We start from the raw sequence: 23,771 nt of genomic DNA on the forward strand, positions 1-23,771 counted from the left end.
GAAACGCCCCTTCAAGAGGCGAGGGAACCGCGTGATCAGCCGCCGAGGAATGTCCCCGCGCCGTCGCGGAACCTAGGCGGACACCTCGGAGCGGTCCCCACCCCACAGCGTGTGGAACGAGCCGTCCTGGTCCACCCGCCGATACGTGTGCGCCCCGAAGAAGTCCCGCTGCCCCTGTGTCAGCGCCGCGGGCAGCCGCTCGGCGCGCAGCGCGTCGTAGTACGCCAGCGCCGCCGCGAAGCCCGGCGTCGGCACGCCCTGGCGGGTCGCGGCGATCAGCACCTCGCGCCAGTCGTCCTGCGCGGCCGCGATCTCCTGGGCGAAGGCGTCGTCGGACAGCAGGCTGGGCAGTTCGGCGCGGGCGTCGTAGGCGGCGCGGATACGGTCCAGGAAGGCCGCGCGGATGATGCAGCCGCCGCGCCAGATCGCGGAGACCGCGCCCAGGTCGATGTCCCAGTCGTACTCGTCGCTGCCGGCCTGGACCTCGTGGAAGCCCTGCGTGTAGGAGACGATCTTCGACGCGTACAGCGCCTGCTCCACGCGGTCGGCGAAGGCCGCGGCCTCGGACTCGGAGAGGGGGGTCGCCTTGGGGCCGGCCAGGTTGCGGGACGCCTCGCGCAGGGCCGCGTGCCCGGACAGGGAGCGGGCGAAGACCGCCTCCGCGATGCCGGAGACCGGGACGCCGAGGTCGAGGGCGATCTGCACGGTCCAGCGGCCGGTGCCCTTCTGCTCCGCCTGGTCCGTCACCACGTCCACGAACGGCTTGCCGGTCGCGGCGTCCACATGGGACAGCACCTCGGCGGTGATCTCGATCAGATAGGAGTCGAGACGGCCCGTGTTCCAGGTGCGGAAGATCTCGGCGATCTGCGCGGGGGAGTACCCGGCGACGTCACGCAGAAGCTGGTACGCCTCGCCGATCAGCTGCATGTCGGCGTACTCGATGCCGTTGTGGACCATCTTCACGAAGTGGCCGGCGCCGTCGGGACCGACGTGCGTCACGCAGGGTGAGCCGTCCTTCGCCTTCGCCGAGATCTTCTCCAGCATCGGGCCGAGCGAGTCGTAGGACTCCTTGGGGCCGCCCGGCATGATGCTCGGGCCGTTGAGCGCGCCCTCCTCGCCGCCGGAGACCCCCATGCCGACGAAGTGGATGCCCTGCTCGCGCAGTTCGCGCTCCCGGCGGCGGGTGTCGGCGAAGTGCGCGTTGCCACCGTCGATGATCATGTCGCCGGGCTCCAGCAGCGGCGCGAACTCGTGGATCACCGCGTCGGTGGGCTCACCGGCCTTGACCATGATGACCAGGCGCCGCGGCCGCTCCAGCGCCGCCACGAACTCCTTGGCGGTCTCGGCCGCGACGAAGTCGCCCTCGTGCCCGAACTCCTCGACCAGGGCGTGCGTACGCGCCGCCGTCCGGTTGTGCAAGGCGACCGTGTAGCCGTTGCGCGCGAAGTTACGGGCGAGGTTGCGGCCCATGACCGCCAGTCCCGTGACGCCGATCTGGGCTGAAGTGCTCATTCGGTATGGCTCCTAAGGATCCGTTGTCGGTGGTAGCCGGTCGTGCCCGTCAGTATCGCCCCACCGACCATCCTGACTTGCCGGTACGCAGGGCGCATGTCCGGGGTGGCCGACGCGCCGCAGGCAGATACGCACCACCGGCCCCACGTGCCTCAGCCGGCGTGCAACTGGCGTGAATGTCTGGGTGCTTGTGTGTTCAGAGCGGCCGATTGCCGCCTTGTCATGGCCTGTTCGCGGCGCTTACTTTTGGCCCTCCTGACGCATGTCGAGGGGGATCTTCATGGCCCTACGCGGCCGGCACCGCCGGTATCAGCCGAACAGGATCAACCGTGCCTCACTCACCGTCACCGCCGGCGGCGCCGGCATGGCGATCCCGCTGATCGGCACCGGCACCGCCCATGCCGCCGACGTGTCCACCTGGAACAAGGTCGCCGCCTGCGAGTCGACCGGCAACTGGAGCATCAACACCGGCAACGGCTTCTACGGCGGACTCCAGTTCACCCAGTCCACCTGGGAGGCGTACGGCGGCACGACGTACGCCGCGCGAGCGGATCTGGCCGGCAAGGACCAGCAGATCGCGGTGGCCGAGAAGGTCCTGGACGGACAGGGGCCGCACGCCTGGCCGGTGTGCTCCGTCAAGGCGGGACTGACCCGCGGCGGCCCCACCGCGGACGTCCACCCCGGCGCGGGCACCCGGAGCGCCGGCACCGGCGCCAGGAAGACCTCGGTGCAGGACGTGCAGCCGCACCGGACGCCCCAGTCGCGGGCGGGCAGCGCGGAGATGTACACCGTGGTGCGCGGGGACAGCCTCTCCGAGATCGCCGAGACGGAGCACGTGCACGGCGGCTGGCACCGGCTGTACGCCGCGAACCGCGCAACGATCGGCGCGGACCCCGACCTGATCCTGCCGGGCCAGCGGCTGAACCTGCACGGCAGGACCGCCGCCCCGCGCACGACCGGGACGAGCGACACCTCCTCCGCGCACTCCGCGCCCTCCAAGGGCCACCGGACCACGCCGCAGAAGGCGTCGTCGGCCACCGAGAAGAAGGCCGGCACCGGCAGCCACCCGCTCGTCGCCCCGGTCCCCGGATCCACCGGCACCCCCTACCACGAGGCCGGCTCCTCCTGGTCCAAGGGCTACCACACCGGTGTCGACTTCCCCGTCCCCACCGGCACGACCGTCAAGGCGATCGCCGCGGGCCGGGTCGTCTCCTCCGGCTGGGGCGGCTCCTACGGCTACCAGGTGGTCATCCGGCACGCCGACGGCCGCTACAGCCAGTACGCCCATCTGTCGGCGATCTCCGTGAAGGCGGGCCAGGGCGTCGGCGGCGGGCAGCGCATCGGCCGCTCCGGTGCGACCGGCAACGCCACGGGCCCGCATCTGCACTTCGAGGTGCGGACGGGGCCCGGTTTCGGTTCCGACATCGACCCTGTGGCCTATCTCAGGGCCGGGGGCGTCAGGATTTGACGCGTTCGCGATGCCGGTCGACATCCGGCATCGGGACGTACGAGCCGCCGTAGAAGGGGCCGTAGAAGCGGTAGCGGGCCGGGTCGGCCGCCGGGGCTTCGTCCCGGTCGTAGGCCACCGCGAAGACGGCCGGGCCCGCCTGGGCGGGGACCAGCGCCTCCTCGTGCGGCACGTCCGCCGGCTGCTCCGGGATCGTGGCGAGCAGCTCCTCGACGGACGTGGGCCGCCCGGCAGGTCCCGCGGCCGCGGGCTCCACGGGCTCCACCGGTTCCGGCAGCGCCTGGGGCTCCGGCGCGCTCTCGGCGGCGGTGCGCGCGATGCGCTCCGTCGTCAGCAGGATCAGGCCACCCGCCGCCACCACGCCGCAGCTGAGCGCCAGCGCGGTGCCCGTCGTGCCGTAGCGGAAGGTCTCGCCGAACATCGTGATGCCGACGGCGGCCGCGACCACCGGGTTCACGACGGTCAGCGTGGCCAGCGGGGCCGCGAGACCGGCGCCGCGGTAGGAGGCCTGGGACAGCAGCATGCCGGCCGTGGCGAAGACGCCGATCACGGCCAGGAAGGGCAGGTCCGCCGCGGACACGCCGCCGGTCCAGTCGACCGCGACGGTCTTGGTGAACACGGAGGACATGCCGAACGCTATGCCGGACGCGGTGGCGATGAGCATGCTGCGCACCGCCGGGTGCCGGTGCGCGGCCCGGCCCGCGACCATCAGTGCCACGACGGCACCGCCGGAGACGACCGCCACGGCGATCCGCTGGGCCGTGGACAGCGACTGCGACTCGGAGGCGCCCACCAGGGAGAGCAGACCGGCCAGGCCCACGGTCGCCATGATCGCGCCCCGCCAGGCGGTGGCACCGGCCTTGCGGCCCACGAACAGCGCCGCCATCGGCAGCGCGAACACGATCGTCAGCGCGCCGAGCGGCTGCACCAGGCTGAGGGGTCCGTACGCCAGCGCCACCACGTGGAGCAGCCCGCCCAGGCCGTTGAGCGCCACCGCGGCCCACCAGGTGGGCCGGCGCAGCGGCGCGTACTGCTGGCCGGAGGACACCGCCACGTGCTCCTGCACGATCGCCCCGCCCGCGTACGCCACGGCGGAGACGAGCGACAGCAGGACGGACAACGCGAGGGCACTCATGAGCTGCTCCTCTGCGTGTGGCGGGGGCGGTGCGCCCCGCGCGGCGAACGGTCGGCCTTCATGTGCAACACGATGCCGTGTCGATCTCTTCCCGTCGTCGTCCCTGAGCAGTCAATGGGTCCTACTGCCGATGGAGTACGAATCGGGCGCCGTCCTCCCCAAGGTGGGCGACAACGGGTGGAGACCCCCCAAGGGGAACCCCTGGACCCCCCGGGGATCCACTGCTTTTCGCGGATCGGGTACTACTGCCCTTCGTGGAGCTCGACCAGGATCTCACCGCCCTCGAACCGCTCGGCGGCTTCTTCGCACTGCGCACCGGCGCGGCGCCGCAGGGGCCGTTGCCGACGCTCGCCCGCGCGTACGGGGACCAGTCCTCCGGTGCCGGACCCGGGACTGAACCGGCCGCCGGATCGGCCGCGGAACCCGGCACTCAATCAGATCCTATTACTTTTCGGGTCGAAAAGGTCGCCCGGACCCTGCGCGCCCCCGAGGCGCGGATCGCCGCCTCCGTGGCCCACCTGGGACTCGCGGCCCGTCTGTGGTCGGTGACGCTGGGCTGCGCCGTCCTCTGCGACCGTGTCCCCGACCTCGATCCCGCGCTGCTGCACTGGGACCCCGGCGCCACCGCCCCCGACGACCTGTGGCTGTCCGAGGTCCGCGCGCTGCCCGCCCACGCCGCGAGCGTCGCGGACACCGTGCTGGTCGGCCATCTCGAGCCGCTGGCGGCGGCCCTGCGCGCCCGCCACCGCATCGCGGCCGGCCTGCTGCGGGGCAACGCGGCCTCGGCGCTGGCGGGCGCCGCCCGGCAGCTGGAGCAGTGGGCGGTCCGGCACGGCCGGGACGGCTCCGCCCTGCGCACCCGCGCCCTGACCGCCCAACTCCTCGGCCACCCCCTGCTGTCCGCCACCGGCACCCTCACCGGAACCGCCTTCCGGCGCCGCAGCTGCTGCCTCTACTACCGCGTGCCCGGCGGAGGTGTGTGCGGCGACTGTTGCTTCCTCCGGCCGCCGCGCTCTTCCGCACGCGACGCATCTGGGTGACCATGAGGGAACCGGTCGCCGAGAGCTGGGGGTTGCGGGTGCGAGTGGGACTGCTGACCCGGGAGTACCCGCCGGACGTCTACGGCGGCGCGGGCGTCCACGTGGAGTTCCTCGCCCGGGAGCTGAGCTCCCTGGTCGATCTGGAGGTGCACTGCTGGGGCGAGGGCCGCGGCGTGGGCGTCGTGCGCCACCGCCCCTGGGCCGCCCTGGACACCGCCAACGACGCGCTGCGCACCTTCTCCGTCGACCTCGCGATGACGGCGGCTGTCGAAGGCCGCGAACTCGTGCACTCCCACACCTGGTACGCCAACCTCGGCGGCCACCTCGCCAAGATGCTGTACGGCATCCCGCACGTGATGACCGCGCACTCGCTGGAGCCCCTGCGGCCCTGGAAGGCCGAACAGCTCGGTGGCGGATACGCGCTGTCCAGCTGGGCCGAGCGCACCGCGATCGAGTCCGCCGACGCGGTGATCGCCGTCTCCGGCGCCATGCGCGAGGACATCCTCGGCTGCTACCCGGCGCTGGAGCCCGCCCGGGTCCACATCGTGCACAACGGCATCGACACCACGCTGTACCGCCCCGACCACGGCACCGACGTGCTGGAGCGCATCGGCCTGGACACCAAGCGCCCCTTCGTCCTGTTCGTCGGCCGCATCACCCGGCAGAAGGGTGTGCCCCATCTGCTGCGCGCGGTGCGGGACATCGACCCGTCGGCGCAGGTCGTGCTGTGCGCGGGGGCGCCCGACACACCGGAGATCGACCGGGAGTTCCGTGAGCTGTACGAGGACCTCAGCCGCACGCGCGAAGGCGTGCACTGGATCCCGCAGATGCTGCCGCGCCCCGAGGTGATCCAGCTGCTGACGCACGCGGCGGCGTTCGTCTGCCCGTCGGTCTACGAACCGCTCGGCATCGTCAACCTCGAGGCCATGGCCTGCGGGACGCCCGTCGTGGCCTCCCGGGTGGGCGGCATCCCCGAGGTCGTCGACGACGGCCGTACCGGTCTGCTCGTCGACGTGGACGAGGGCTTCGAGGACTCCCTCGCGCAGGCCCTGGACTCCGTGATCGGCGACCCGGAGACCGCCCGGCGGATGGGCGAGGCCGGCCGGGAGCGCGCGGTGGAGGAGTTCGGCTGGGACGCGGTGGCCCGCCGCACGGTGCGTCTGTACGAGGAGGTCCTCAAACCGGACCAGAGGTGACCCCCGCACAGGACTGGACGCCTCGAACAGGACTGGATGAACAGAACGGCGGTAGTTGTTCGAACAGGCTTACACCGCCCTGGGCAGGGGCAAGCATGGATCATCCACGGTGAGGGGAGCGGTCATGCGTCGTGGCGGACCTTCGGTGCTCGGGATCGTGCTGGCGGGCGGAGAAGGCAAACGCCTGATGCCCCTGACCGCGGACCGCGCCAAACCAGCGGTCACCTTCGGCGGCACGTACCGCCTCGTCGACTTCGTCCTGTCCAACCTCGTCAACGGCGACATCCTGCGCGTCTGCGTCCTCACGCAGTACAAGTCGCACTCGCTGGACCGGCACATCACCACCACCTGGCGGATGTCCAGCCTGCTCGGCAACTACGTCACGCCGGTCCCGGCCCAGCAGCGGCTCGGCCCGCGCTGGTACCTGGGCAGCGCGGACGCCATCCTGCAGTCCCTGAACCTCGTCTACGACGAGGGGCCCGAGTACGTCGCGGTGTTCGGTGCCGACCACGTGTACCGCATGGACCCGCGCCAGATGCTCGCCCAGCACATCGAGAGCGGCGCGGGTGTCACGGTCGCCGGCATCCGGGTCCCGCGCTCGGAGTCCTCGCAGTTCGGCGTGATCTCCCCGGGCACGGACGGCCTGTCGGTCGAGCGCTTCCTGGAGAAGCCCGCCGACCCGCCCGGCCTGGCGGACGACCCGGACTGCGTCTTCGCCTCCATGGGCAACTACATCTTCACCACCAAGGCGCTCATCGAGGCGCTCCAGCGGGACGCCGAGGACGGGGACTCCGTCCACGACATGGGCGGTTCGATCCTGCCCCAGCTCACCGACCGCGGCGAGGCGCAGCTCTACGACTTCAGCGCCAACCACGTGCCCGGCGAGACCACCCGCGACCAGGGCTACTGGCGCGACGTGGGCACGATGGACGCGTACTACGACGCCCACATGGACCTGATCGCCGAGCGGCCCGCCTTCAACCTCTACAACCGGCAGTGGCCCATCTACACCCACTCCAACCAGCTCTCCCCGGCCCGCTTCAACGCGGGCGGGATGGCCAGCGAGTCCATCATCAGCGCGGGCTGCCTCATCCGCGGCCAGGTCACCCGCTCCGTCCTGTCGCCCGGCGTCCGCGTCGACCCCGGGGCCGTCGTCCAGGGCTCGATCCTGCACGACAACGTCCACATCGGACGCGGCGCGGTGGTGCGCGGAGCGGTCCTCGACAAGAACGTCGAGGTGCCCCCGGGCGCCACGATCGGGGTCAACCCGGAGCGGGACGCGGAGCTCTACACCGTCTCCAAGGGCGGGGTGATCGCGCTGGGCAAGGGACAGGTGGTGTCGTAGACACAGGGCCGCCACCCGCGGCGGGTGGCGGCCCTCGGCCCTTCTGACTTGTCATGTCCCTGGACGGGGAAGCGGAATCCGTGTTGTCATGCCAACTGCTGTTCATGACAACGTTGTTATGGGAGGTTCCGTGCACTTCCCCCGCCGCAGACGCCGGCCGGCGCTGTTACTCGCCCTGCTGCTCGGCGCGGCCGGCCCGACGAGCGTCCCCGCCGCCGCCCAGGCCGCCGCTCCGGGTGCCACCCACCTCACCGGCCTGGTGAACCCGTTCATCGGGACCGAGAACGAGGGCAACACCTATCCCGGCGCGGCCGTGCCCTTCGGCATGGTGCAGTTCTCGCCGGACACGGGCCACAACACCGGTTACGACTACGCGCAGGACCACATCCGCGGCTTCTCCCTGGTCCATCTGTCCGGTGTCGGCTGCGGTCTGGGCGGAGACCTGCCGGTGCTGCCGACGACGGGTGACGTCACGCAGACGGACTACGCGACGTACGCGGCCGGGTTCGGCCACGACGACGAGAAGGCGAGCCCCGGCTACTACGAGGTCGGCCTGAGGACCGGCATCCGGGCCGAACTCACCGCGACCGCGCGCACCGGCGTACAGCGCTACACCTTCCCGGCCACCGACAAGGCCAACGTCCTGCTCAACGCGGCCCAGTCGCTGCACACCGGGGTGTCCTCCAAGGTCGAGGTCCTGGACAGCCGCACCGTGCGCACGGCCATCACCGGCCGCGGCTTCTGCCAGGACACCAAGCCGTACACCGTCTACACGATCACCCGATTCGACCGTCCCTTCACCACGTACGGCACCTGGGACGGCTCGACGGTGACCGCGGGCGCGAAGACCGGCTCCGGCGGCGCCTACGTCCGCTTCGACACCACCGAGGACCGCACGGTCGAGGCGACCACGGCCCTGTCGTACGTCGACGCGCACGGTGCCGCGCTCAACCTCCGTGCCGAGGGCGGCCGTTCCTTCGACGCCGTACGCCGCGGGGCGGACCGGGCGTGGGAGGACCGTCTGGACGACGTGCGCGCGCGGGGCGGTGACGACGGTCTGCGGCGGACCTTCTACTCGTCGCTGTACCGGTCCTTCCTGGCGCCGAACGTCGGCAGCGACGCCGACGGCCGCTACACCGGCTGGGACCAGCGGATCCACCGGACCAGGGGCTTCACGTACTACCAGAACTGGTCGCTGTGGGACACCTACCGCACCCAGTCGCAGCTGCTGTCGCTGCTCGCGCCGCGCGAGGCCCGCGACATGGCGATCTCGGTGATCAAGATCTCCGAGGAGAGCGGCTGGCTGCCCAAGTGGGGCTACGGCACCGTCGAGACGAACATCATGACCGGTGACCCGGTCACCCCGTTCCTGACCAACGCCTACCAGCAGGGCCTGCTGCGGGGCTACGAGGAGCGGGCGTACCGCGCCCTGAAGCGGAACGCCGACGGGGTGCCGCCCGCGGACTCGCCCGCGGTGGGCCGGGAGGCGAACGAGGAGTACATCGCCGAGGGCTTCGCGCCGTACATCAAGGACCGCCCGCACGTGAAGCCCGGCGACTCGGACTACGACCACGGCGCCTCGGCGACCCTGGAGTACGCCCTGTCGGACGCCATGCTCGCCCAGATGGCCCGCGAGCTCGGGCACCGCGCCGACGCCGTACGCTACGCCGCCCGTGCCCAGAGCTACCGCCACGTCTTCGACCCCTCGACCGGCTTCTTCCGCGCCCGTGACGCCTCCGGCGCCTTCACCGGCCCGGCCGACCCGGCGCGGAGCGAGGGCTTCCACGAGGGCACGTCCTGGCAGTACCAGTGGCTGGTGCCGCAGGACCTGCCGGGCATGGTCTCCCTGATCGGCGGCGAGCGGGCCGCGAACGACCGGCTGGACTCGTTCTTCGCCTACGACCAGCTGCTGGCCGACCCCGCGAGGACGGCCCGCGAGGTGTGGGTCAACGGGCCCTACGACTACTACAACGCCGACAAGTACAACCCGCAGAACGAACCCGACCTCATCGCCCCGTACACCTACCTGTCCACCGGGCAGCCGTGGAAGACGACCGACGTCGTGCACGCGGCGCTGACCCTGTTCACGGACACGCCGACCGGCATGACCGGCAACGACGACCTCGGCACCATGTCCGCCTGGAACGTGCTGTCGTCGATCGGCGTCTTCCCGGTGCAGCCCGGCTACGACACCTGGGGGCTGTCCACGCCGGTCTTCGACCGTGTCGACCTCACCCTGGACCGGCGCTACTACCCGCACGGCTCCCTGACGATCACCGCGCGGGGCACCTCCGGGACCGACCGGTACGTCCAGTCGGCCCGGACGGACGGGAAGACCTACGACCGGACCTATCTGACGACCGGTTCGCTGCGCTCCCTGCGCTCGCTCGACTTCACGGTCGGCCCGCAGCCGTCCGAGTGGGGTACGTCACCGAAGGCGGCGCCACCGGCGCTGAATTGACCTCAGGAGTCACATGAGTCCCGTCCCTCAACAGGGGGACGGGACTTAATCTGCTGTTAACTGTGCGTAGCCTGATCGTACTTGACCGTAATCTCCCCGGAGAGGTTGACTGCTGGCTCACCCGTCCGTCGACGTGAGGCAAGCCATTGACCACTGACCTGCTCGCTCCACTCGACCTGGCGTTCTGGAACATCGAGTCCGCCGAGCACCCCATGCACCTGGGCGCCCTCGGGGTGTTCTCGGCGCACTCGCCCACGGCCGGCGCCCACGCCGCCGACCTGCTCGCCTCGCGGGCCGCGGCGGTCCCCGGACTGCGGATGCGGATCCGGGACCTGTGGCAGCCCTCGCCGCTCAGGCCGATGTCCTTCGGCAGCGCCAGCCGTGAGCCCGACCCCGGCTTCGACCCGCTCAACCACGTCGTGCTGCACGCGCCCACCGCCGACTTCCACGCCGAGGCCGGCCGGCTCATGGAGCGCTCGCTGGTGCGCGGCCGTCCGCCGTGGGAGGCCCATGTGCTGCCGGGCGAGGACGGCGCCTCCTTCGCGGTGCTCTTCAAGTTCCACCACGCCCTGGCCGACGGCCTGCGGGCGCTGACGCTCGCCGCCGCCGTCCTGGACCCGATGGACCTGCCGGAGCGCAGGCCCCGCCCCGAGGAGCCCCGGCGCGGCCTGCTGCCCGACGTGCGCAGGCTGCCCGGCCTGGTCCGGGGCGCGCTGTCCGACGTGGGCCGCGCCCTCGACATCGGCGCCTCCGTGGCCGTCTCCAGCCTCGGCATGCGCTCCTCGTCGGCGTTCACCTCCGAGGCCACCGGCACCCGCCGCACCGCGGGCGTCGTCATCGACCTCGACGACGTGCAGCGCGTGCGCAAGACCCAGGGCGGCACGGTCAACGACGTCCTGATCGCCGTCGTCGCCGGCGCCCTGCGCCGCTGGCTCGACGAGCGCGGCGACGGCAGCGACGGCGTCGCGCCCCGCGCGCTCATCCCCGTCTCCAAGCGCCGCCCGCGCACCGCCCACCCGCAGGGCAACCGGCTCTCCGGCTACCTGATACGGCTCCCCGTGGACGACCCCGACCCGCTCGGCCGGTTCGACGCGGTCCGCACCGCGATGGACCGCAACAAGGACGCCGGCCCCAACCGCGGCGCGGGTGCCGTCGCCCTGCTCGCCGACCACGTGCCCGCGCTCGGCCACCGGCTCGGCGGACCGCTGGTCAGCCAGGCCGCCCGGCTGTGGTTCGACATCCTGGTCACCAGCGTGCCGCTGCCCGGCATCGGCCTGAAGCTCGGCGGCAACCCGGTCACCGAGGTCTACCCCTTCGCCCCGCTGGCCCGCGGCCAGTCGCTGGCGGTGGCGGTCTCCACCTACCGCGGCCGGGTCCACTACGGCCTGGTCGCCGACGCCAAGGCGGTACCCGACCTGGACGTGCTGGCCGCCGCCCTCACCGAGGAGGTACAGGCCCTGATCACCGCCTGCGGCTCCTGAGGGTCCGGGTTTGGTGGACCGGTCCGGCGCTCCGTTAAAATTCGCCGTTCGAAAGCGGGCGCGACCGGAGCGCCGCGAGGAAGACCAGGGAACGGCAGCGGCCATGACGGTGACAGACAACGGCTCGGCGATCACGGACGAGATCGTCTTCGGGCCCGGCATCGACCCCGAACGGCTCGCCGTCTGCCTCGGCGTGCTGGCGGAGCTCGACGAGCTGGAGGTCGACCACCCGGACGCGGTCGCCGTGCGCCGGGCCACCGCGGGCGTCTACCGCACCGTCAAGCAGCGCCGCCGCCAGGAGCGCCGGGCCGCCAAGACGGCCCACGACAAGGCGGTCACGGAGGCCACGGCGACCGGCTCCGCCCAGCGCATCGACGACGAGACCGAGGGACTGCTGCCCTCGTCGGCCACCGGCGAGGGCAAGATCGCGGGGATACTCCAGCGCCCGCGCTCCTGCTACACCTGCAAGTCCCGGTACGTGGAGGTCGACTACTTCTACCACCAGCTGTGTCCGGACTGCGCCCGGGTCAACCGCGTCAAGCGGGACGTGCGCGCCGACCTCACCGGCAAGCGGGCCCTGCTGACCGGCGGCCGCGCCAAGATCGGCATGTACATCGCGCTGCGGCTGCTGCGCGACGGCGCCCACACCACGATCACCACGCGCTTCCCCAAGGACGCCATCCGCCGCTTCAAGGCCATGGACGACGCGGCGGAGTGGATCCACCGGCTGGAGGTCGTCGGCATCGACCTGCGCGACCCGGCGCAGGCCGTGGCCCTCGGCGAGCAGGTCGCCGCGGCCGGACCGCTCGACATCCTGATCAACAACGCGACGCAGACCGTACGCCGGCTGCCCGCCGCCTACGCCGCCCTCGTCGACGGCGAGAGCGCCCCGCTGCCCGCCGGGGAGCTGCCCGCCCACCACGTCATCGGCGCCTTCAACTCCGGCGCGGTCGACGGCCTGGCCGCGCTGCCCCTGGGCACCAGCGGCCTGGACGCGCAGCAGGTCGCCGGCCTCGCGCTGGTCGCGGGCAACGCCAGCGTCGCCCGGCACCTCGACGGCACCGCCATCGACGCCGGAGGGCTCGTCCCCGACGTCGTCGACAGCAACACCTGGGTGCAGACCATCGACCAGATCTCGCCGGTGGAGCTGCTGGAGACCCAGCTGTGCAACTACACCTCGCCGTTCATCCTGATCAGCGCGCTGCGGCCAGCGATGGCCGACGCCGCGAAGAAGGCGGCGAGCGGGCGTTCCTACGTCGTGAACGTCTCCGCCATGGAGGGCGTCTTCGGCCGCGGCTACAAGGGCGCCGGCCACCCGAACACCAACGCCGCCAAGGCCGCCATGAACATGGTCACCCGGACCAGCGCCCAGGAGATGTTCCAGACCGACGGCATCCTGATGACGTCCGTCGACACCGGCTGGATCACCGACGAGCGCCCGCACTACGACAAGCTGCGGCTGGCCGAGGAGGGCTTCCACGCACCGCTCGACCTGGTCGACGGCGCCGCCCGGGTTTACGATCCGATTGTGCGCGGAGAACAGGGCGAGGACCTGTACGGCGTCTTCTTGAAGGACTACGCGCCCGGAAAGTGGTGATCCACGGCCGTGCGCGTGGCCCGGCGCCCGTCGGGACCCCGGCTCCTGCTGACAACCGCGTCAGGGAGTGATCATGGGTAGTCCGCAGAACATCGATCCGCGAGCACAGAACGATCCGCGCAACCGCTACCCCACCGATGAGCAGTTCTACGCGAACGACCGCACGGACCCGTCCGCGCTGCCGGAGGACCGGCCCCGCGGCGGCTCCACGGGAGATCCGTTCAAGCACCCCCGGACGTGGGGCACGGTAGCCGTCATCGTGTTCATCATCCTGATCATCGCGCTGGGCATCGCGCTGTTCCCATGAGGGAGCCGTAGCCGCCGTCAGGAGCGAGGTGGTGCGTATGAGCGAAGAAAGTCACCGACGGCGTACCCCGGCCCGGGGTACGCCGTCCTGACGCGTGTCCCCCCGTCCACCAGCAGATCCGCGCCGGTCACCCATTCCGCGGCGTCCGAGGCCAGCCACAGCACGGCCCGCGCGACGTCGTCCGGTTCACCGATCCGGCCCAGCGGCAGCCCCGCCGCCACCTTCTCCCCGCCCGGCTCCCACACGAACCGCGCCATCTCGGTGCGCACCAGCCCGGGGGAGACCGAGTTGACCCGCACCTTCGGCGCCAGCTCCCCCGCGAGCTGGGCGGTCAGGTGCAGCAGAGCCGCCTTGCTCGTCCCGTAGGCACCCACGTTCGGCCCGGCGTGCCCCGCGCCCTCGGTGCAGACGTTCACCACCGCGCCGCCGTGCTCACCCATCCACGCGCGCCACGCGCACTGCACCAGCCGCAGCGGCGCCTCGACGTTCACCGCGAACGCCTCCCGCCAGTTCGCCGGGTCGACGTCCATGAGCGGTCCGTACGGCTGGTTCGTGGCCGCGTTGTTGACCACCACGTCGATCCGGCCGAAGGCGCCCAGTGCCAGCTCCGTGACCGCCCGCGGATGGGCCGGGTCCCCGACGTCGCCGGCCAGCCCCACGCCGTCCAGCTCCGCGGCCGTGCGCCGCACCTCGGCCGGATCCCGCGCGGTCACGCAGACCCGCGCGCCCGCCTCGGCCAGCCGCCCGGCGATCGCCCGCCCGATACCGCGCGTCGCCCCGGTGACGACGGCGGCCCTGCCCTTCAGCCCGTACGACGACGTCATCGCCGTACCGTCTCATGACGGGCCGTCAGTCGACAGCCCCGAGACGGGAGTTGCGTGCGGCGACCAGGTCCAGGACCGTGCGCCAGTCCTCCAGTACCCCCGCGTCGACACCGGGAGTCCGGCCCTCCTCGTCCGCCTGCCGCAGGCGGGCCTGGTCCTCGTCGGCGGCCCCGCCGCGGCTGTGGTGCTCGCGGACCAGCCGGGCGACGCGCTCGCCGAGCAGGCCGCGCACCGCGTCGGCCGCACCGGCGGGGTGGGCGGCCGCGTCACCCGGCCGCAGCAGCGGGCCGATGGCATGCACCAGGCCCGCCACCTGGAGTTCCTTGTCGGCGGGGCGGCGGCGCCGCAGCAGCGCGGCGGTCTGCAGCGCGTGCTGGTGCAGGTCGACCCGGCCGCGCCTCAGGCCCGGGGCGTCCCATGAGCCCCGGCAGGCGTACAGCAGATCCATCAGCTCTTCGACACTGCGCAGCTCCATGCGTCAGTCCTCCCGCCGGACAAGCCGTTGCCGTCCGTCAGCAGATCATGGCCGCCTTGCGATTGAGCCAACGGGACCTGAACTGCGCGGCCTGTCCGGTGCGCCGGGGCGGGGCTCATTTCGCGGGCGCCGTGTCCTCGGGCAGCCGCTCTCCCGTCCGCGCGGAGAAGCAGTGCACGTCCCCGGCGCGGACCGCGACCCGCAGCGCGGCCCCCTTGCCGTAGGTGGGGCGTCCGGGGAGGCGGACGACGATCTCGGTGCGGTCCGGGCCGGAGCCCGCGCTGGTATGCAGGTAGACGACGGCGCCGGTGTCCTCGACCGCGTCGACGACGAGGTCGAGGCCGGGGGTCTCGCGGTCCTCGCGGGAGAGGAACTGGAACTGCTCGGGCCGCACTCCGAGCACGATCTCGCGGGCGCCGGCCGCCCGCAGCGTGCCGCGGGCCAGTGGGATGTCCAGGGCGCCGAGCCGGGCCCCGGCCGCGGACAGCGGGAGGCGGAAGAGGTTCATCGCGGGCGAGCCGACGAAGCCGGCCACGAAGGTGTTGGCCGGGTGCGCGTAGACCTCCCTCGGCGTGCCCACCTGCTGCAGCAGCCCGTCCTCGAGCACCGCGAGACGGTCGCCGACCGCCATCGCCTCCAGCTGGTCGTGAGTGACGTACACCGTGGTGATGCCGAGGTGGTGCTGCATCCGGACGATCTGCGCCCGGGTCCGGGCCCGCAGCCGGGCGTCGAGGTTCGACAGCGGCTCGTCCATCAGGTAGACCCGCGGGTCGCGTACCAGCGCGCGCCCCGTCGCGACCCGCTGCCGCTCGCCGCCCGCGAGCGTGCCGGGCAGCCGGCCGAGGTACTGCTCGATGTCGAGGACGGCGGCGGCGTGGTGCACCCGCTGCCTCGCCCGCGGCCTGGCCATGCGGGCGATCTTCAGGGCGAACCCGATGTTGTCGGCAGCCGACAAATGCGGGAACAGCGCGTAGTCCTGGAACACCATCGCGATGTCCCGGTCCGCGGGCGGAAGATGGGTGACGTCCCGGACGCCGATGAGGACCGAACCCGAGTCGACGTCCTCCAGCCCGGCGAGCATGCGCAGGCAGGTCGACTTACCGCACCCGGAAGGGCCGAGGAGGACCATGAACTCACCGTCCTCGATCTCGAGGTCGAGCGAGTCCACGGCCGGCCGGTCCATCCCCGGGAAGTACCGGGTGGCTCTGTCGAAGGTCACCGACGCCATGACGTCCCCCTCCCGGACGTGTCTCTCCGACCCAGCATGGAACGGGTGTTGGCCTTTCGGTACGTCTGTAGGCCGAACGAGTGACATGAGAGAGGGCTGAAACCGAATAACCTAGGACATTGAGCCCAAGTTTTCAGCCCCATAGAGCGGTCCTCCGCTCATTTGGTTAATCTGGAGCGGACGGACAGCTCCACCGGGTCCCACCCACACCCACGTCCGTCCCGGGGCAAGCCGGTTCACAGCGGCCTGTTCTCAGACGAGTTGCAGGCGCCACCGCGTCCGAACTGCTTTCGACTCACACCTGAGCGGGCGTCAGGCGCCGGGCCGCACAGTGGCTGGCATGCCCCGAGGGTGACCCGACACATAAGGAGTGCGCGGTGACACCAGAGAAGACGAATCGCGAACAGCGCCCCAAGGAACGCACGGAGCGCGCCGGCCGGCGGCCCGGTGAGATCGGCAGCCTGGACGTGTGGGCCCGCTCCGCACCGATCCGCCTGGCAGGTTACGAGGACGACCTGGCCGAGCCCCACATCCTGCCCAGCGTGGACTGAGCCACCCGGCAGGACCCTCGCGATCGCCGACCGCATGGGCGTGCCAGACTCACGCCCATGCAGATCAGAGAAGCCGCGGCCGACGACTGGCCGCGGATCTGGCCTTTCTGGCACCGCATCGTCGCCGCCGGCGAGACCTACGCCTGGGACCCGGACACCTCCGAGGAGGCCGCCCGGGCCCTGTGGATGAACCCCGCCAAACGGGTCTACGTCGCCGAGGACGACACCGGCGCCGTCGTCGCCTCCGCCTACGTCACGCCCAACTACGGCGGCCCCGCGGCCCACATCGCCAACGCCGGCTTCATGGTCGACCCCGACCGGGCCGGCCGCGGTCTCGGCCGCGCCCTGGCCGCACACGTCCTGGCCGCGGCCAGGGCCGACGGCTTCGAGGCGATGGTCTTCAACGCCGTCGTCGAGACCAACCCGGCCGTCAAGCTGTGGCTCTCGCTCGGCTTCACCATCCTGGGCACGGTGCCGGACGCCTACGAGCATCCGCGCTACGGGCGGGTGGGACTGCACGTGATGCACCGGGCGCTGTAGCCCGCCCGGTCCCTCCGGCCCGGCTCTTGCGGCTCGGTCCCGGAGGTTCAGTCCTTGCGGCCGGTGACGGCCACGGTCAGGCCCAGGCCGATCATCGTCAGCCCGCCGGCCCCGCCCACCATCGACAGCCGGCGCGGGGAGCGGGCGAACCAGTCGCGTGCGGTGGACGCCGCCAGGCCCCAGGCGCTGTCGCAGGCGAGCGCGATGCCGTTGAACACCACGCCCAGCAGCAGCATCTGCACCGTGACATGTCCCGTGTCACGGTCGACGAACTGCGGCAGCACGGCCGCGAAGAACACGATCGTCTTGGGGTTGGTCACCCCGACCGCGAACCCCTCCCAGAACGTGCGCAGTCCGCCGTGGGCCGCCGCCTCGCCCGCGAACACCGCCCGCAGCGAACCGCGCGCCCGCCACGCCTTGACCCCGAGATGCACCAGGTAGGCGGCGCCGGCCAGCTTCAGCGCGGTGAAGACCAGCACCGAGCGCTCGACGAGCGACCCGATGCCCACCGCCACGGCGACGACGAGCAGATACGCCCCGAGCGTGTTCCCGGCGACGGTCGTCAGCGCGGCCCGCCGCCCCTGCGCCAGCGCCCGCCCGACCACGAACAGCACGCTCGGCCCGGGAACCACGATCAGCAGCAAGGACAGCGCCGCGAAGGCGAGCAGTCGGTCGGTGGACGGCATGTGCCCATGCAAGCACGGGAGCGGGCCGGACTTCAGCCGGATTTACGGCGCTCGTCCGGGGTCTGGTCCATCGGGGCCGTCCGCTCCCACGGGTGCAGCCTCTCCAGCTGCTCGGCGATCTCCAGCAGCATCGCCTCCGAGCCCGGGCGGCCCACCAGCTGGACGGCGGTGGGGGCGCCGGAGGGAAGGGTGCCGAAGGGGACGGCCATGGCGGGCCAGCCGGTGAGGTTCCAGGGCGGGGTCAGCGGGGAGTAGCGGGTGTTGGCGAGCAGGTTGGGCAGCCAGCCCCGCTCGTGCCAGGCCACCGACCTGGGGGAGCGGCGGGCCAGGGCCGGGGTGAGCAGGACGTCGTACTCGGTGAGGAACGGCTCCATGCGGCGGCGCAGCCGCTCGCGGCTGTCGCCGGTGCGGACACGGTTGACGAAGCGGCGGCCGACGGCGGCGTGGACGCGGGTGCGCCGGGCGAGCAGCCGCGGGTCGAGGTCCTTGGCGTCGACCGCCGTGCCGGCCGTCCAGTGGGTCAGGGACGTCGTGCTCAGGGACAGCGGGTAGGGCGGGTCCGCGCGGCGGACCTGGTGGCCGGCCTTGATCAGGACGCCGCCCGCGTCACGGGCCGCGGCCGCGTACGGGGCGCTGATCGTGACGCCCGGCAGCGGACTGCGCAGCGAGACGGCGATCTTCCGCATGGCCGGTTCGGACGGCCGGATCGCGTCGGTGTCCGCGAGGACCGTCAGCATCAGGCGCGTGTCCTCGACGGTCGTGGCGAGCGGGCCGTTCTCGGACATGCCGAACCAGTCGCCCTCGCCGATGCCCGCCGGGACCACGCCGTGCCCCGGCTTGATGGTGACCAGGCCGCAGTTGGCGGCCGGAATGCGCAGCGAGCCCATGCCGTCGTTGCCCAGCGCGATCGGCACCAGGCCGGCGGCGACCGCGGCCGCGCTGCCGCCCGAGGAGCCGCCCGCGGTGCGGGTCGGGTCCCAGGGGTTGCGGGCGGTGCCGTGCACGCCCTCGGTGGTGCCGAAGACGCACAGCTCGGGCACGTTGGTCAGGCCCACGACCACCGCGCCGGCCGCCCGCAGCCGGGCGACCGTGACATGGTCCTTCCCGGCGGGCGTGACGGGTGTCGCCGCGGAGCCGATCCGGTTCGACTCACCGCGTACGGCGAGGTTGTCCTTGACCGCCACGGGCACGCCGGCCAGGGGCAGTTCGGCCAGATCGCCACGGTCGGCCACCGCGTCGGCCTCGGCGAGCGCCGCCCTGGCCCGCACCACCCGGAACGCGCCCACGCGCGCGTCGAGCCGCTCGATCCGGTCCAGGTGCTCGGCCACCACCTCACGCGGCGTGGCCCGCTTCTCGCGTACGGCGGCGGCGATCTCGGCGGCGGTCCGGCCGACCCAGCTGGTCACGGGTGCTCCTCGGGGATGCGAAGCCTGGGCTTACTCGTCAGTACGCAGAGCACTCTGCCCCGCGTCGGGCCGCACGTCGAGAGCCCCTGCCCTTGGACATTCGCGGCGCTGTTGTTGGACTTTTGGCGAGGATCTTTCGGTCACCGCCCTCAGGGCCGCAGCTCATCCGATGACTGGCCCAACTCTGGCTGATCCTGGCCCCATTGACAGGCTTCTGGGCCCGCTCAATCATCAGACATCCGATGAATTGGGAGCCGCTCATGAACATGAGTCCGTATCCAAGACGTCAGGTCCTCGGTGCGGCCGCCGCGGCCGCCGCCGCGGCCGGCCTGCCCCTCGCGCTGCCCGGCGCGGCGCACGCCGCCTCCACCGGCGACGGCACGTCCCCGTCACCCCGGTGGACCCCCGTCCCCGACCCGGTCCCCGTCCCGCTCGACACGCTCTACGACAACGACGGCCTCGACACCGCCACCGCCCGCGGCGGCGACTTCGACGGCTCCGGCTACACCTTCCCCGGCGAGGAGCTCCCCGCCGGCCGCGTCGAGGTCGACGGCGTCGCCTTCGACTTCCCGGCCGCCACGGCGGGCGCCAGGAACAACGTCGTCGCCCTCGGCCAGCGCCTCGACCTGCCCAAGGGCCGCTACCTGTCGGCCGTGTTCCTCACCGCCGGCAGCTACGGCGACGCCTCCGGCACGGCCACCGTGCACTACGCGGACGGCTCGACCGGCACCGCCGGCCTCGGCGGCGCCGACTGGTACGCCACGGGCGGCCCGCTCTCGGCGCCGTACCGCTACAAGCCGGACGGCACCAAGGACGAGCACAGCGTCGGCATCGGCACCTCGGAGGTCTGGCTGGACCCGGCGCGCGAGGCCGTCGCCCTGACCCTGCCGGTCACCAACCCGGCGCAGGAGAACAAGACCTCGCTGCACGTCTTCGCGCTCTCCCTCCAACCCGCCGCCCAGGGACGGGCGCTGGCCCTGCGCGACGCCCGCTCCACCGCCTCCCTCCTGGAGTCCACCGGCGCCCAGAGCGTCGAGGCCACCGTCGTCAACGCGGGCACCGCCGCGATCCTGGCCGCCGACGGGGTGACCGTCCACGTCGACGTCCCCGGCGCCCGCACCGTCGAACCCGCCCGCATACGGCGCCTCGACCCCGGCGAGCAGGCACGCGTCCGCGTCGGCATCCGCAACCGCGCGGGCACCGCCCCCGGCACCCGGCAGGACGGCGCGGTGACCGTCCGCGGACGGGGAGCCCGGGCCGCCACCGCCCCACGCACGCTGACCCTGGGCACGGCCGACTACGAGGCCACCGAGACCTCCCTGGCCGGCCACCAGGCGCCGTACTGGTTCAACGGCGCCAAGTTCGGCATCTTCATCCACTGGGGCGTCTACTCGGTGCCCGCCTGGGCGCCGGTCGGCGTGCAGTACGCCGAGTGGTACTGGGACCAGATGCAGGACCCGTCCAACCCGACGTACGCCTACCACCGTGACACCTACGGCGCCGACTTCGCCTACGACGACTTCATCCCGCGCTTCACCGCCGAGAAGTTCGACCCGCGCGCGTGGGTGGAGCTGTTCCGGGACGCGGGCGCCCAGTACCACGTGCTGACCTCCAAGCACCACGAGGGCTTCGCCCTGTGGGACACCAAGGTCTCCGACCGCAACGCCGTCAAGCTCGGCCCCGAACGGGACCTGGTCAAGGAGCTGTTCGCCGCGTCCCGCCGGTACACGCCCGAACTCCACCGCGGCCTGTACTTCTCGATGCCCGAGTGGTTCAACCCGGACAACCCGTGGATGGGGCACGCCCCGCGCAACCCGTACACGCTGGAGCCGGTGCCCTACACCGGGTACACCGCGGGCAAGGACTACGTGAAGGACTTCCAGGCCCCGCAGATGCTCGAACTGATCCACGGCTACGACCCGGAGATCATCTGGTGCGACATCGGCGGCGCGAACGACAGCCTCCACGTCCTCGCCGAGTACTTCAACCACGCCAAGAACCGGGCCCGTCCGGTCGACGTCACGGTCAACAACCGCTCGGGCATCGCCTTCCACGACTTCACGACACCCGAGTACACGACGTACGACAACACCGTCGTCGCCAAGTGGGAGTCCAGCCGCGGCCTCGACCCGTTCAGCTACGGCTACAACCGGGCGACCCCGGACGCCTCCTACATGAGCGCCGAGGAGGTCGTGCACAGCCTCGTCGACATCGTCTCCAAGAACGGCAACTTCCTGCTCGACATCGGCCCGCGCGCCGACGGCACCATCCCGGAGGTCATGCAGAGCAGGCTGCGCGAGACCGGCGCCTGGCTCGCGGTCAACGGGGAGGCGATCTACGACACGACGTACTGGTCGCGCATGGCCCAGCTCGGCGACGACCTGCGCTTCACGATCCGCCAGGACCAGGCCTTCTACATCCACTCCCTGACCGAACCGGGCGCCAGGCTCACCGTGGAGGCGCCGGTGCCGATCCGGCCCGGGGACAGGGTGACGATGCTCGGCCACGACCGGCCGCTGGACTGGACGGTCGGCAAGGGCGCGCTGGTGATCGACGTGCCCCGGTCGGCCCGCAGGGCGGGACGGCACGTGTGGGTGTTCAAGGTGGAGTGGCATGGCTGAGTTCAGGAAGGGACTGCTGCGGCTGCTCGGGGTGGTGGCGGCGCTGACGCTGCTGACGGCGCCGACGCCGGCCCTCGCGCGAGGCGGCCGGGACCCGGCGCCGCTCACCGTGCCCGCGCTCACCGACTGGACGGCGCAGCAGGGAAGTTACCGCTACGGCGCAGGGGTGCGGCTGGTCGCCGCCGGCGCGGCCGAGCGCCGGGTCGCCGGCACCCTCGCCGGTGATCTGAAGGCGGCGGGCCACGGCAGCGTCCCGGTCGTGCGCGGCGGCGCCCGCGCCGGTGACATCGTGATCGACGTCCGGCCGTCCAGGAGCTCCCTCGGCGCCGAGGGCTACGAACTCCACGCCGGCACCCGGCTGACGGTGACCGGCGCCACCGAGACCGGCGCCTTCTACGGCACCCGCACCGTCCTCCAGCTCCTCGCCCAGGGCGACCGGATCCCCGCCGGACGCACCACCGACGTCCCGCGCTACCGGGAACGCGGCGTCGGCGTGTGCGCCTGCTACATCCACATCACGCTGCCCTGGCTGGAGAACCTCGTCCGCGAGATGGCGTACGACAAGCTCAACCAGCTGCTGGTGGAGCTGAAGGTGAAGAGCGACGCCCACCCCGAGGCCAACACCTGGGGCTACTACACCAAGGACGAGATCCGCCGGCTGGTCGCCCTCGGCGAGAAGTACCACGTCGAGATCATCCCGGAGATCAACTCCCCGGGGCACATGGACCCGTGGATCGAGAACCGCCCGGATCTCCAGCTGACCGACTCCGACGGCACCAAGCAGCCCGCCCGGCTCGACGTCACCCAGCAGGCGGCCTTCGACTACTACACGGGCCTGATGGACGAGTACGCCCAGGTGTTCACGGCCGGTTCCTGGCACATGGGCGCCGACGAGTACATGCTCGGCTCCGACTACGCCAAGTACCCGCAGATGCTGCGCCACGCCCAGGACAGGTACGGCGCGAGCGCCACCCCGCAGGACGCCTACATCGACTTCGTCAACCGCGTGCACGCCTACGCCGCGGGCAAGGGCAAGCGGCTGCGCATCTGGAACGACGGCCTGACCGGGGCCAACACCGTGCCGGTCGCCGCCGGTACCACGGTCGAGCACTGGCTGAACGTGGCCACCAGGCCCAGCCGGCTCCTCGCCCAGGGCTACCCGTTGATGAACGCCGCCTACTCGCTCTACCTGGTCCGCGGCGGCTTCCACAGCGACACCAGGGCCCTGTACGACCAGAGCTGGGACCCGCGCAGCTTCGAGGGCGAGAAGGTGACCTCCGGCAAGGGGATCACCGGCGCGAAGATCAGCCTGTGGCCGGACAACGGCCGCGGCGAGACGGAGAACGAGGTCGCCGTCGAACTCTGGCCCGCCCTGCGGCACATCGCGCAGGCCACCTGGGGCGACCCGCACCCCGACGCCACCTACGACGACTTCACGGCGCGCGGCACGGCCGTCGGACACGCGCCCGGATGGCGCGACCTCACCCGGCTGCCGGTGGCGGACGGCACCTACACCTTCCGTACGGCGGGGCGCTCCTTCGACGCCCGGGTCACCCGTACCGCCGACGGCTACGCGAGCGTCCGGAGCGCCGGCGGATGCCTGGAGATGAGCGGCGGCAAGCTCACCCTCAACGCTCCGCTCCAGCCCGGACTGGCGGCGAGCTGGAAGACGTGCGACGCCACCAGCACCGTCCAGCGCTGGCAGCTCGTCCGCGCGTCCGGCGGCTACCGACTCGTCGACGCGATCACGCAGATGGCGCTGAGCGTGAGCGACGACGGCCGTCTCGTGCAGTACCCGCCGGACCGGCGCCCGCCCGCCGTCTGGCACCTCACCGCCCACTGAACCCCTCCGGAACCCCTCCGGAATCCCTCCCGAATTCCCTTCCGACTCCGAGGAC

The 23,771-nt window shown here is 72.1% G+C and carries 19 protein-coding genes; 12 read left to right on the forward strand and 7 right to left on the reverse strand.

Translation table 11 applies throughout. The features are described 5' to 3' along the window. Positions 1 to 72: 72 nt before the first annotated feature. Positions 73 to 1,512 (reverse strand): NADP-dependent phosphogluconate dehydrogenase, encoded by a 1,440-nt coding sequence (gene gndA / locus ACIRPX_RS09015; protein ID WP_404190421.1) that lies wholly within the window; start codon positions 1,510 to 1,512, stop codon positions 73 to 75. A 280-nt stretch (positions 1,513 to 1,792) separates the two neighbouring features. Here gndA and ACIRPX_RS09020 point away from each other — a divergent pair, with 280 nt between their 5' ends. Further along, positions 1,793 to 2,980 (forward strand): transglycosylase family protein, encoded by a 1,188-nt coding sequence (locus ACIRPX_RS09020; protein WP_404190424.1) that lies wholly within the window; start codon positions 1,793 to 1,795, stop codon positions 2,978 to 2,980. Here ACIRPX_RS09020 and ACIRPX_RS09025 read toward each other — a convergent pair. Next, positions 2,970 to 4,115 carry a DMT family transporter gene (locus ACIRPX_RS09025; protein WP_404190426.1) on the reverse strand — a complete coding sequence of 382 codons (1,146 nt, stop codon included), beginning with the start codon at positions 4,113 to 4,115 and terminating at the stop codon, positions 2,970 to 2,972. The two genes, ACIRPX_RS09020 and ACIRPX_RS09025, sit on opposite strands and share 11 nt — an antisense overlap. A gap of 254 nt (positions 4,116 to 4,369) precedes the next feature. On the opposite strand from ACIRPX_RS09025, the gene ACIRPX_RS09030 reads away from it, so the two are divergent. From ACIRPX_RS09030 to ACIRPX_RS09060, 7 genes are all read left to right on the forward strand, one after another. After that, positions 4,370 to 5,155, forward strand: a complete 786-nt coding sequence (locus ACIRPX_RS09030; RefSeq protein ID WP_404190428.1) for a (2Fe-2S)-binding protein — start codon at positions 4,370 to 4,372, stop codon at positions 5,153 to 5,155. A gap of 38 nt (positions 5,156 to 5,193) precedes the next feature. Next, complete coding sequence (gene glgA / locus ACIRPX_RS09035; RefSeq protein WP_404191193.1) at positions 5,194 to 6,351, forward strand: glycogen synthase; 1,158 nt, start codon at positions 5,194 to 5,196, stop codon at positions 6,349 to 6,351. Between the two features lie 124 nt (positions 6,352 to 6,475). Further along, positions 6,476 to 7,696: a glucose-1-phosphate adenylyltransferase gene (glgC, locus tag ACIRPX_RS09040; protein ID WP_404190431.1), complete on the forward strand. Its 1,221-nt coding sequence runs from the start codon at positions 6,476 to 6,478 to the stop codon at positions 7,694 to 7,696. Between the two features lie 130 nt (positions 7,697 to 7,826). After that, positions 7,827 to 10,157 (forward strand): GH92 family glycosyl hydrolase, encoded by a 2,331-nt coding sequence (locus tag ACIRPX_RS09045; RefSeq protein WP_404190433.1) that lies wholly within the window; start codon positions 7,827 to 7,829, stop codon positions 10,155 to 10,157. 146 nt (positions 10,158 to 10,303) lie between these two features. Then, positions 10,304 to 11,638, forward strand: a complete 1,335-nt coding sequence (locus ACIRPX_RS09050) for a wax ester/triacylglycerol synthase family O-acyltransferase (RefSeq protein WP_404190436.1) — start codon at positions 10,304 to 10,306, stop codon at positions 11,636 to 11,638. A 103-nt stretch (positions 11,639 to 11,741) separates the two neighbouring features. Then, positions 11,742 to 13,235 carry an SDR family NAD(P)-dependent oxidoreductase gene (locus ACIRPX_RS09055; protein ID WP_404190439.1) on the forward strand — a complete coding sequence of 498 codons (1,494 nt, stop codon included), beginning with the start codon at positions 11,742 to 11,744 and terminating at the stop codon, positions 13,233 to 13,235. Positions 13,236 to 13,308: 73 nt separating this feature from the next. Further along, on the forward strand, positions 13,309 to 13,542 hold the full coding sequence (locus tag ACIRPX_RS09060) for a hypothetical protein (protein WP_404190442.1): 234 nt from the start codon (positions 13,309 to 13,311) through the stop codon (positions 13,540 to 13,542). 17 nt (positions 13,543 to 13,559) lie between these two features. On the opposite strand, the gene ACIRPX_RS09065 is transcribed toward ACIRPX_RS09060, so the two are convergent. The 3 genes from ACIRPX_RS09065 to ACIRPX_RS09075 form a co-directional block, all read right to left on the reverse strand. Beyond that, a complete protein-coding gene (locus ACIRPX_RS09065; RefSeq protein WP_404190445.1) occupies positions 13,560 to 14,366 on the reverse strand; it encodes an SDR family oxidoreductase in 807 nt (268 codons plus the stop codon). Positions 14,367 to 14,391: 25 nt separating this feature from the next. Continuing rightward, positions 14,392 to 14,841 carry a hypothetical protein gene (locus tag ACIRPX_RS09070; RefSeq protein ID WP_404190447.1) on the reverse strand — a complete coding sequence of 150 codons (450 nt, stop codon included), beginning with the start codon at positions 14,839 to 14,841 and terminating at the stop codon, positions 14,392 to 14,394. 115 nt (positions 14,842 to 14,956) lie between these two features. Further along, positions 14,957 to 16,069 carry an ABC transporter ATP-binding protein gene (locus ACIRPX_RS09075; protein WP_404190450.1) on the reverse strand — a complete coding sequence of 371 codons (1,113 nt, stop codon included), beginning with the start codon at positions 16,067 to 16,069 and terminating at the stop codon, positions 14,957 to 14,959. A 377-nt stretch (positions 16,070 to 16,446) separates the two neighbouring features. Here ACIRPX_RS09075 and ACIRPX_RS09080 point away from each other — a divergent pair, with 377 nt between their 5' ends. Then, complete coding sequence (locus ACIRPX_RS09080) at positions 16,447 to 16,620, forward strand: hypothetical protein (RefSeq protein ID WP_107082809.1); 174 nt, start codon at positions 16,447 to 16,449, stop codon at positions 16,618 to 16,620. A 57-nt stretch (positions 16,621 to 16,677) separates the two neighbouring features. Next, the gene (locus ACIRPX_RS09085) at positions 16,678 to 17,160 is read left to right on the forward strand and encodes a GNAT family N-acetyltransferase (RefSeq protein ID WP_404190453.1); all 483 of its coding nucleotides are present in this window, start codon (positions 16,678 to 16,680) and stop codon (positions 17,158 to 17,160) included. 47 nt (positions 17,161 to 17,207) lie between these two features. Here ACIRPX_RS09085 and ACIRPX_RS09090 read toward each other — a convergent pair whose 3' ends face one another. Together ACIRPX_RS09090 and ACIRPX_RS09095 are read right to left on the reverse strand one after the other, a co-directional pair. Beyond that, positions 17,208 to 17,846 (reverse strand): LysE family translocator, encoded by a 639-nt coding sequence (locus ACIRPX_RS09090; protein WP_404190456.1) that lies wholly within the window; start codon positions 17,844 to 17,846, stop codon positions 17,208 to 17,210. 32 nt (positions 17,847 to 17,878) lie between these two features. Next, positions 17,879 to 19,252, reverse strand: coding sequence for an amidase (locus ACIRPX_RS09095; protein WP_404190459.1), 1,374 nt, complete (start codon positions 19,250 to 19,252; stop codon positions 17,879 to 17,881). A gap of 266 nt (positions 19,253 to 19,518) precedes the next feature. Here ACIRPX_RS09095 and ACIRPX_RS09100 point away from each other — a divergent pair, with 266 nt between their 5' ends. Together ACIRPX_RS09100 and ACIRPX_RS09105 are read left to right on the forward strand one after the other, a co-directional pair. Then, positions 19,519 to 21,873 carry an alpha-L-fucosidase gene (locus tag ACIRPX_RS09100; RefSeq protein WP_404191196.1) on the forward strand — a complete coding sequence of 785 codons (2,355 nt, stop codon included), beginning with the start codon at positions 19,519 to 19,521 and terminating at the stop codon, positions 21,871 to 21,873. Then, positions 21,866 to 23,716, forward strand: a complete 1,851-nt coding sequence (locus ACIRPX_RS09105; RefSeq protein ID WP_404190462.1) for a family 20 glycosylhydrolase — start codon at positions 21,866 to 21,868, stop codon at positions 23,714 to 23,716. Before ACIRPX_RS09100 ends, ACIRPX_RS09105 begins: the two co-directional genes overlap by 8 nt. The last annotated feature ends 55 nt before the right edge of the window (positions 23,717 to 23,771 follow it).

This window comes from Streptomyces sp. NPDC101225, from assembly GCF_044767585.1.
In the GTDB taxonomy this organism is placed as follows: Bacteria; Actinomycetota; Actinomycetes; order Streptomycetales; family Streptomycetaceae; genus Streptomyces.

Coding starts and splice junctions, on each gene's coding strand:
- gndA (WP_404190421.1), bottom strand. CDS start 1,512: ATGAGCACTTCAGCCCAGATCGGCGTCACGGGACTGGCGGTCATGGGC.
- ACIRPX_RS09020 (WP_404190424.1), top strand. CDS start 1,793: ATGGCCCTACGCGGCCGGCACCGCCGGTATCAGCCGAACAGGATCAAC.
- ACIRPX_RS09025 (WP_404190426.1), bottom strand. CDS start 4,115: ATGAGTGCCCTCGCGTTGTCCGTCCTGCTGTCGCTCGTCTCCGCCGTG.
- glgC (WP_404190431.1), top strand. CDS start 6,476: ATGCGTCGTGGCGGACCTTCGGTGCTCGGGATCGTGCTGGCGGGCGGA.
- ACIRPX_RS09055 (WP_404190439.1), top strand. CDS start 11,742: ATGACGGTGACAGACAACGGCTCGGCGATCACGGACGAGATCGTCTTC.
- ACIRPX_RS09060 (WP_404190442.1), top strand. CDS start 13,309: ATGGGTAGTCCGCAGAACATCGATCCGCGAGCACAGAACGATCCGCGC.
- ACIRPX_RS09065 (WP_404190445.1), bottom strand. CDS start 14,366: ATGACGTCGTCGTACGGGCTGAAGGGCAGGGCCGCCGTCGTCACCGGG.
- ACIRPX_RS09070 (WP_404190447.1), bottom strand. CDS start 14,841: ATGGAGCTGCGCAGTGTCGAAGAGCTGATGGATCTGCTGTACGCCTGC.
- ACIRPX_RS09075 (WP_404190450.1), bottom strand. CDS start 16,069: ATGGCGTCGGTGACCTTCGACAGAGCCACCCGGTACTTCCCGGGGATG.
- ACIRPX_RS09085 (WP_404190453.1), top strand. CDS start 16,678: ATGCAGATCAGAGAAGCCGCGGCCGACGACTGGCCGCGGATCTGGCCT.
- ACIRPX_RS09090 (WP_404190456.1), bottom strand. CDS start 17,846: ATGCCGTCCACCGACCGACTGCTCGCCTTCGCGGCGCTGTCCTTGCTG.
- ACIRPX_RS09100 (WP_404191196.1), top strand. CDS start 19,519: ATGAGTCCGTATCCAAGACGTCAGGTCCTCGGTGCGGCCGCCGCGGCC.
- ACIRPX_RS09105 (WP_404190462.1), top strand. CDS start 21,866: ATGGCTGAGTTCAGGAAGGGACTGCTGCGGCTGCTCGGGGTGGTGGCG.